At 64.4% G+C, this 6,294-nt stretch carries 5 protein-coding genes; 1 reads left to right on the forward strand and 4 read right to left on the reverse strand.

Annotated elements, in window-relative coordinates; translation table 11 throughout:
* Nucleotides 1-323: 323 nt before the first annotated feature.
* Entirely contained in the window at nucleotides 324-1,025 is a 702-nt protein-coding gene (locus IV498_RS18450; protein ID WP_269048535.1) for an AfsR/SARP family transcriptional regulator, read from the forward strand.
* 85 nt (nucleotides 1,026-1,110) lie between these two features.
* Here IV498_RS18450 and IV498_RS18455 read toward each other — a convergent pair whose 3' ends face one another.
* The 4 genes from IV498_RS18455 to IV498_RS18470 all read right to left on the reverse strand — a co-directional run bounded on the left by IV498_RS18455 (nucleotide 1,111) and on the right by IV498_RS18470 (nucleotide 6,117).
* The gene (locus IV498_RS18455; RefSeq protein ID WP_269048536.1) at nucleotides 1,111-1,782 is read right to left on the reverse strand and encodes a response regulator transcription factor; all 672 of its coding nucleotides are present in this window, start codon (nucleotides 1,780-1,782) and stop codon (nucleotides 1,111-1,113) included.
* Nucleotides 1,779-3,617: an ATP-binding protein gene (locus IV498_RS18460; protein WP_269048537.1), complete on the reverse strand. Its 1,839-nt coding sequence runs from the start codon at nucleotides 3,615-3,617 to the stop codon at nucleotides 1,779-1,781. The genes IV498_RS18455 and IV498_RS18460 overlap by 4 nt, the downstream gene beginning before the upstream one ends.
* A gap of 192 nt (nucleotides 3,618-3,809) precedes the next feature.
* Nucleotides 3,810-5,090 (reverse strand): (Fe-S)-binding protein, encoded by a 1,281-nt coding sequence (locus IV498_RS18465; RefSeq protein WP_269048538.1) that lies wholly within the window; start codon nucleotides 5,088-5,090, stop codon nucleotides 3,810-3,812.
* A 1-nt stretch (nucleotide 5,091) separates the two neighbouring features.
* Nucleotides 5,092-6,117 (reverse strand): FAD-linked oxidase C-terminal domain-containing protein, encoded by a 1,026-nt coding sequence (locus tag IV498_RS18470; protein ID WP_269048539.1) that lies wholly within the window; start codon nucleotides 6,115-6,117, stop codon nucleotides 5,092-5,094.
* Nucleotides 6,118-6,294 lie beyond the last annotated feature (177 nt).

Consider the following 6,294-nt stretch of genomic DNA (forward strand, 5'->3'; position numbering starts at 1 on the left):
GTGACCTGACCGGGAAACCCGACCCTTGCGTAAAAGACGAACCCTTCCCCAAAAACGATGAACTACTTACTGCTGCTGATTCCATGGGTGCTGCAACTCCCGATTAGTCGGGGGTGTTGCAACGTTCGCTAGAACTCGCCCTGCCCATGGAATTCGGCGGTCGGTGGGCAGGTCCATCAGCCGCCGCCGGGATCGGGCTGAAAAAACCGTGCCAGCACGGAAGCGCGGCACCGGGGCCGGGCGCCAGACTTGAGGCATCAACAAGGCATGCGCGGGCAGCTAAAACAGCGTTCCGCGGCCCATGCCAAGGGAGGTTTCCTGCGATGACTGACATTTCGTGGTCCCTGAATCTGCTGGGATGCTGGCAACTGAGCCGGGAGGGACGAACCGTGCGCGTGGGCATCCGACAGCAGCGGCTGATCGGTGCGCTGGCCTTGCTCGGCCCGCGTCCAAGGTCCGCTGTGGCAGGACTACTGTGGCCGGACAGCTCCGAGCCGCGGGCAACGGCAAGTTTGCGGGTGGCGGTATGGCACGTCGCCCATGAGTATCCGGGCCTGCTCCGCAACGGAGAGAATGCGCTGGCCCTTTCGTCCGCCGTCGACGTGGATGTTGACAGGCTTCAGCGCTCCATCGGTGCCGCACCGCAGGGGGTTCCGGTCCGGGCCCTGCTGGAGCAGCTTCGGACCGCGGAGCTGCTTCCGGGCTGGTACGAGGATTGGATCCTCGATGAACAGGAGCGGATGCGCCATGTCCGCCTGACCGCCCTCGATGCGCTGACCCGCCGTCTGCTGGACGCAGCCGACCCCGCTGCCCAGGAGGCAGCGCTGATCACGGTCAGCTTGGAACCGCTGCGGACGGCATCAAACGAGTTACTGATACGGGCGCAGTTGGCAGCCGGCAACTACAACGCCGCGGTGCGGGCGTTCGATCTGTTCCGCTGGCGCACCCTCGAGGCGTTCGGAACGGAACCATCCATCCGGTTCAACGAACTGGCACGTACAGGCAGTCTTGTCCTAAGCAGCTAGCCGCCGTCCCCGTTCTGCCGCGTTTTCCCGGTTATGCCGGGGCGAGCGACAGAGTCGGACAGGGTCGGCGGGGCCGGACAGTGCCTCAGGACCGGGTGCCAGTCGTTGACCGCAAATAGCTCAGGACGGCAAGCACCCTGCGGTGGTCCTCTGGCTCCGGGCGCAGCCCGAACTTTCCGAAAATGCTCCGCACGTGCGCCTCGACGGTGCGTTCACCCATGAACAGCACGGCGGCGATGGCGGAATTAGTGCGTCCCTCGGCCATCAGGGCGAGCACATCCTTTTCGCGCTCCGACAAGGCGTGGATCGGGTGGTCCCCGACGCCCGGGCGGGACACCATCCGGCTGACCATATCGGGATCGACGGCAGTCCCCCCGAAGGCCACCCGGCGCAGCACATCCAGGAAATCCTCGATATCGGAGACCCTCTCCTTGAGCAAATATCCCAGGCTTTTGGCGCTGCTGCCCAGCAGCGCCATGGCGTTCTCCGTCTCGACATACTGGGAAAGCAGCAATACCCCCGTACCAGGATAGTGGGCGCGGATAGTCTCGGCGGCCCGGATGCCTTCAACGGTGTAGGTGGGTGGCATCCGGATATCCACAATGGCAATGTCGGGCCGGTGGGAGGCGACCACAGACAACAGCTCGACGGCGTTGGCGGCCTCGCCCACGACGTCAAGACCCTCGGCGGTCAACAAGGCGGACAGTCCGCGCCGCAGCAGGGCCGAATCGTCAGCGATGGCAACCCGAAGGGTCATGGCACATCCTCCGCCGGATCGCTGACAAACGGCAGCCTGGCCCGGACCGTGGTTCCTTGACCGACGGGACTATGAACCTCCAGCGAGCCGCCCAGCGCGGCCGCCCGGTCAGCCAGCCCTAGCAGTCCTCCCTCAGACGAGGGGTCAGCACCTCCTATCCCGTCGTCGGAAATTGTGATCGACAGCTGCCCCGCGTCCGTGGCGACGGTTAGCTGGATCCGCGTGGCGCTGGCATATTTGACCGCATTCGTCACGGCTTCGGCGCAGATGAAATAGGCCGCCAATTCCACTGGTGGTGGTGGTTGATCGGGCAGGTCTGCGACAACCTGGATAGGCAACGGAACCCGCTCTGCGAGGGCGGTGACTGCTCCGATCAAGCCCCTCTCGCGCAGCGATGGCGGATAGACCCCCCGCGCCAGTTCGCGCAGTTCGACCAGGGCGTCCCTGAGTTCACGGCCTGCCTGCTCAATAAGGGCTCGGACATCCTCGGAACCGGTCAGCCGCTGTGCCCTCGAGAGCCCCAGAACGACGGCGACGAGCCGCTGCTGTGCGCCGTCGTGCAGGTCCCGCTCCAGTTGCCGGCGGCGGTGGTCCCCCGCGGTGACAATGCGCTCCCGGGAGCGGCGGACATCGATGAGTTGGTTTCTCAATTGTTCCTCCATCCGCTGGTTTTCCAGGCTTAACGCCGTTGCGCTGCGCAACGCGGCGAGCAGTTGCGGCTGTTCCCGCAGGGTTTCGTCGAACACCAGTGCGCCGAAGGGTGTCCCACGGCGTTCCAGGACCATGGCAGCACGTCCCGTTTCGCCGTCGGGCAGCATCCGCGGCATTCCGTGGTCGTCCACATACTGCTGCAGGGCTTCAGACCACTGCCACAGACTCAGAGTCGGGTCGTGAACGGACCGGCGCAGGGCCCTGACCAGCCCCTCGCTCAGAGGCGCCGCTCCGATCTCAACCATAAGATCGCCCAGCGTCCCGCGGGCGAACCGATACCTCCACAAGCCGAACAAAACTGCAAGAGGCACCATCGCCGTCGCCGGATACTGCCATAACAGCGCTGTATAGGATAGTGATCCGGACAGCTGCACGACGGCCAAGGAAATCCAGATCGTCGCGCCGGTTTTGACGATCACAGCCAGCCAGAGTGGAAGGAACACCGCCCGATAGGCAGGAGTGCCTGCGTGCCACCGATAAATGAGGACTGCGAAAATGGCCAGTCCCACACAGATTTGGAAAACACGCGCGGCATTACCGATCGCCGTGGTGGTGTCCGGACTGTCGCGGATCAGCAGCAGGTTCCTTGAGGTGGAGGTCCCGAAGGCGGTGTGCAGCGTTGGATCAAAGAAGGCCCAACCGGCCACCGCGATAAAAGCCCAGGAGACGTAGAAGAACACCACGAACGTCTTCTCCCACTGCGTGCGCAGGACGCCGGAGGGAAAACTGAGGGCCAGCTGCAGCAGCGGTGGCTGGTACATCAGCGTCAGGCTCACGCCGATCGTGAACGCGACCGGATCGTTGGATCGCCTGAGTCCACCTGCCAGCCACAACAGACCGGCCGCCACCAGCAGCACGCCGGGATTTCGGCTGGGACGGCTCCGCCAAGCAGTCATACCGGCAGCCACGAAGGCCAAGCCAACCCCTAGGAACATGGCGAGTTCAGCCACTGAGAATGGTGCGCGGGAACGATTTTCTCCCCACCGCAGGACCCCCTGGGCGTTCAGGCCCAAGGTTTTGGCCGGATCCTGCAGCGCGGCCGCAGTCCAGCCGACGCTGACCAGCACACCGAGCACCACCGCCGTGCTGATGGCGATCACCCAACACATCTGCCTGGAAGTCATTCCTGCGTCCGTCCGCCAAGGTTAAGCGTCCCACGTCACGAACCGGCGTGCCACTATCCGGACAAACCAGCCCCGCGCCGTCGCGGCGCAGATGGACTGGCCGGTTCCGGCGGCCGGATCGCTGCCGGCTGGCGTCTTCTGAAGCGGGGCGGCGCAGGTGGACCGGCCCCGTTCCGGCGGCCGGATCGCTGGCTAGCGTCTCCCGCCGCTGCGGCGGTGCAGGCGCGCCGCCATGGCCGTGGCACCGGCAAGGCCCGAAGCCAATGCCACCCCAAGGACTGCCAGGGCAAGACTGGAGGCAGAACGAGAGGTGTGAGGACGCACCGAATAGCTCTCCTCCGGCCGCCGACCCGGCATGGCCGGGTCGCCGTGGAGTGCGGCCGCCAGCAACTCCGCCAGGTGAATGCCCTGTCGTCCACCGGCCTCGCCCTGCTCAATCTGGGTCCGGCAGCTGAATCCATCGGCCAGCACGACGTCGTCGTCGTCAGCCGCGCGCAGTGCCGGGAAGAGCGCACGCTCACCGCATGCCTCCGAGACGTCGTAGTGGCCCTTTTCAAAGCCGAAGTTACCCGCCAGACCGCAGCAGCCGGAATCCAGCACCTGGGCATCAACACCCATCGCCTTCATCAGCGACAGATCCGCAGAAAATCCCATCACCGCGTGTTGGTGGCAGTGAGTTTGGATCAGCGCCCGCCGAGCCAGGGGCGGCGGTTGCCAGCCTTCGGTGTGCTGGGTGAGCACCTCGGCCAACGTCACGGTCTGTTGCCGCAGCCGCTGCACATCCGGGTCGGAGAGGAACAGCTCCTCCGCGTCCGAGCGGAACACCGCTGTGCAGGAGGGCTCAAGTCCGAGTATCAGCGTCCCGGCCTGCAGATAGGGAGAGAGCACCTGCACGGTGCGCCGGAGCACCTTTTTGGCAATGTCGAGTTGGCCAGTGGAGATCCACGTCAGGCCGCAGCAAACCGGGTCCTGCGGCACCACAACCCGCCAGCCGGCGTCCTCGAGGACTTCCACCGCCGCCTGCGCCACGTGCGGATGAAAGGAGTTGCTGAACGTGTCCGGCCACAGCACAATGTCGCCCCGAGAGCCTGCTCCGTGGGGCCCGCGAGCTTTGTACCAGGACTGAAATGTTTGGGTCGCGAACTGTGGAATTTGCCGCTCCGGGGCGATGGCAGCCAGTGCCTTGCCCGGTCCGGCGAGCACCGGTGCCTGCGAGAGCGCGTTGACGACGCGGGGCAGTCTGCTGGCGAGCTGCGCCCACAGGGGAAGCCAGCCCATCGAATAATGTGCCATTGGCCGCAGCCGCCCCGCGTAGTGGTGGCTGAGGAACTCGGCCTTATAGGTGGCCATATCCACGTTAACCGGGCAGTCCTTTTTGCAGCCCTTGCAGGACAGGCATAAGTCCAAAGATTCCAGGACCGCGGTGGAGCGCCAACCATCCTCGATCGGAGAATCGGCGTGCCCCTGCAGCATTTCAAACAGCAGGCGGGATCTTCCCCGGGGTGGAGTCTTCTTCCTCCCGCGTCACCATGTAGGAAGGGCACATCACGCCGCCTTCGTGGCGGCGGCACTTTCCAACACCGACACATCGCAGCACCGCTTTATCGAAACTTCCCTCATCGTGCGGAAAGGCGAAGTGCGTCGCCAGCTGCAGCGGTTCATAGTCCGTACCGAGCCTGAGGTTTTCATCGATCCGGTAGGGGGCAGCCATCTTGCCCGGGTTCATCCGGTTCTCCGGATCGAAAATAGCCTTGAATTGTGCGAAAGCCTGAATCAGCTCCGGGCCGTACATGATGGGCAGCAGCTCGGCCCTGGACTGACCGTCGCCATGCTCCCCGGATAACGATCCACCATAAGAGACCACCAGCCGGGCCGCCCGCTCCATGAACTGACGGAACGTCCCGATTCCGGCCGCGGTCACCAGATCAAAAGGGATGCGCGTGTGGATACAGCCCTGACCGTAATGCCCGTACAACGACGCGGCTTCGAATCCGAATTCGGCGTAGAGGGCTCGGAGGCCGCGCAGATAGTCGCCGATCTTTTCCGGCGCGACGGCGGAATCCTCCCAGCCGGACCACATATTGGGCAGGCCCGGCACTTGGGCGGTGGCCCCGAGTGCGGCCTCCCGGAGCTGCCACATCTGCTCCTGGGCAGCCACGCCGTCGAACACCGTCACTGTCGGCTGTGACGGGAAACCGTGCGCATCCTGCGCAAAACTGCGGGCAGCTTCCGCCGCTTCATCCGGCGTGTCTGCGCCAAACTGAACCAGCAGCCAGGCCTGCGGCCCATCCGGCAGTTGCTCAATGGCTTCGAGGTTAAGGCCCTTGGCCTGCTGGTAGCTGATCACCAGGGAATCGAATCCCTCGAGCGCCATCGGCCCGCTCTTCAGGACAACCGGAACGTCGTCGCCGCTGCTGCCTGAATCGGGGTAGCCAAGGAGCACTATGGCCCGCGCAGGCACCACGGGCATCAACCTCAGCTGGGCCCGGAGCACCAGCACGCAGGTGCTTTCGGAACCGACCAGGGCCTCAGGACTCCTGACATGGGATGGTCGATTGTCTAGCTGAACCTTGTAATCTCGGGTCTTTCGTTGGGCGACCGGCTTTTAATCCTCCCTCATTTGTTATATAATCTAGTAGAAGAAATGTTCGGTTGCTGAGGGGTGGGATCATGAGTG

Source organism: Paenarthrobacter sp. Z7-10, assembly GCF_026932795.1.
Lineage (GTDB): Bacteria > Actinomycetota > Actinomycetes > Actinomycetales > Micrococcaceae > Arthrobacter_M.

Coding starts and splice junctions, on each gene's coding strand:
- IV498_RS18450 (WP_269048535.1), top strand. CDS start 324: ATGACTGACATTTCGTGGTCCCTGAATCTGCTGGGATGCTGGCAACTG.
- IV498_RS18455 (WP_269048536.1), bottom strand. CDS start 1,782: ATGACCCTTCGGGTTGCCATCGCTGACGATTCGGCCCTGCTGCGGCGC.
- IV498_RS18460 (WP_269048537.1), bottom strand. CDS start 3,617: ATGACTTCCAGGCAGATGTGTTGGGTGATCGCCATCAGCACGGCGGTG.
- IV498_RS18465 (WP_269048538.1), bottom strand. CDS start 5,090: ATGCTGCAGGGGCACGCCGATTCTCCGATCGAGGATGGTTGGCGCTCC.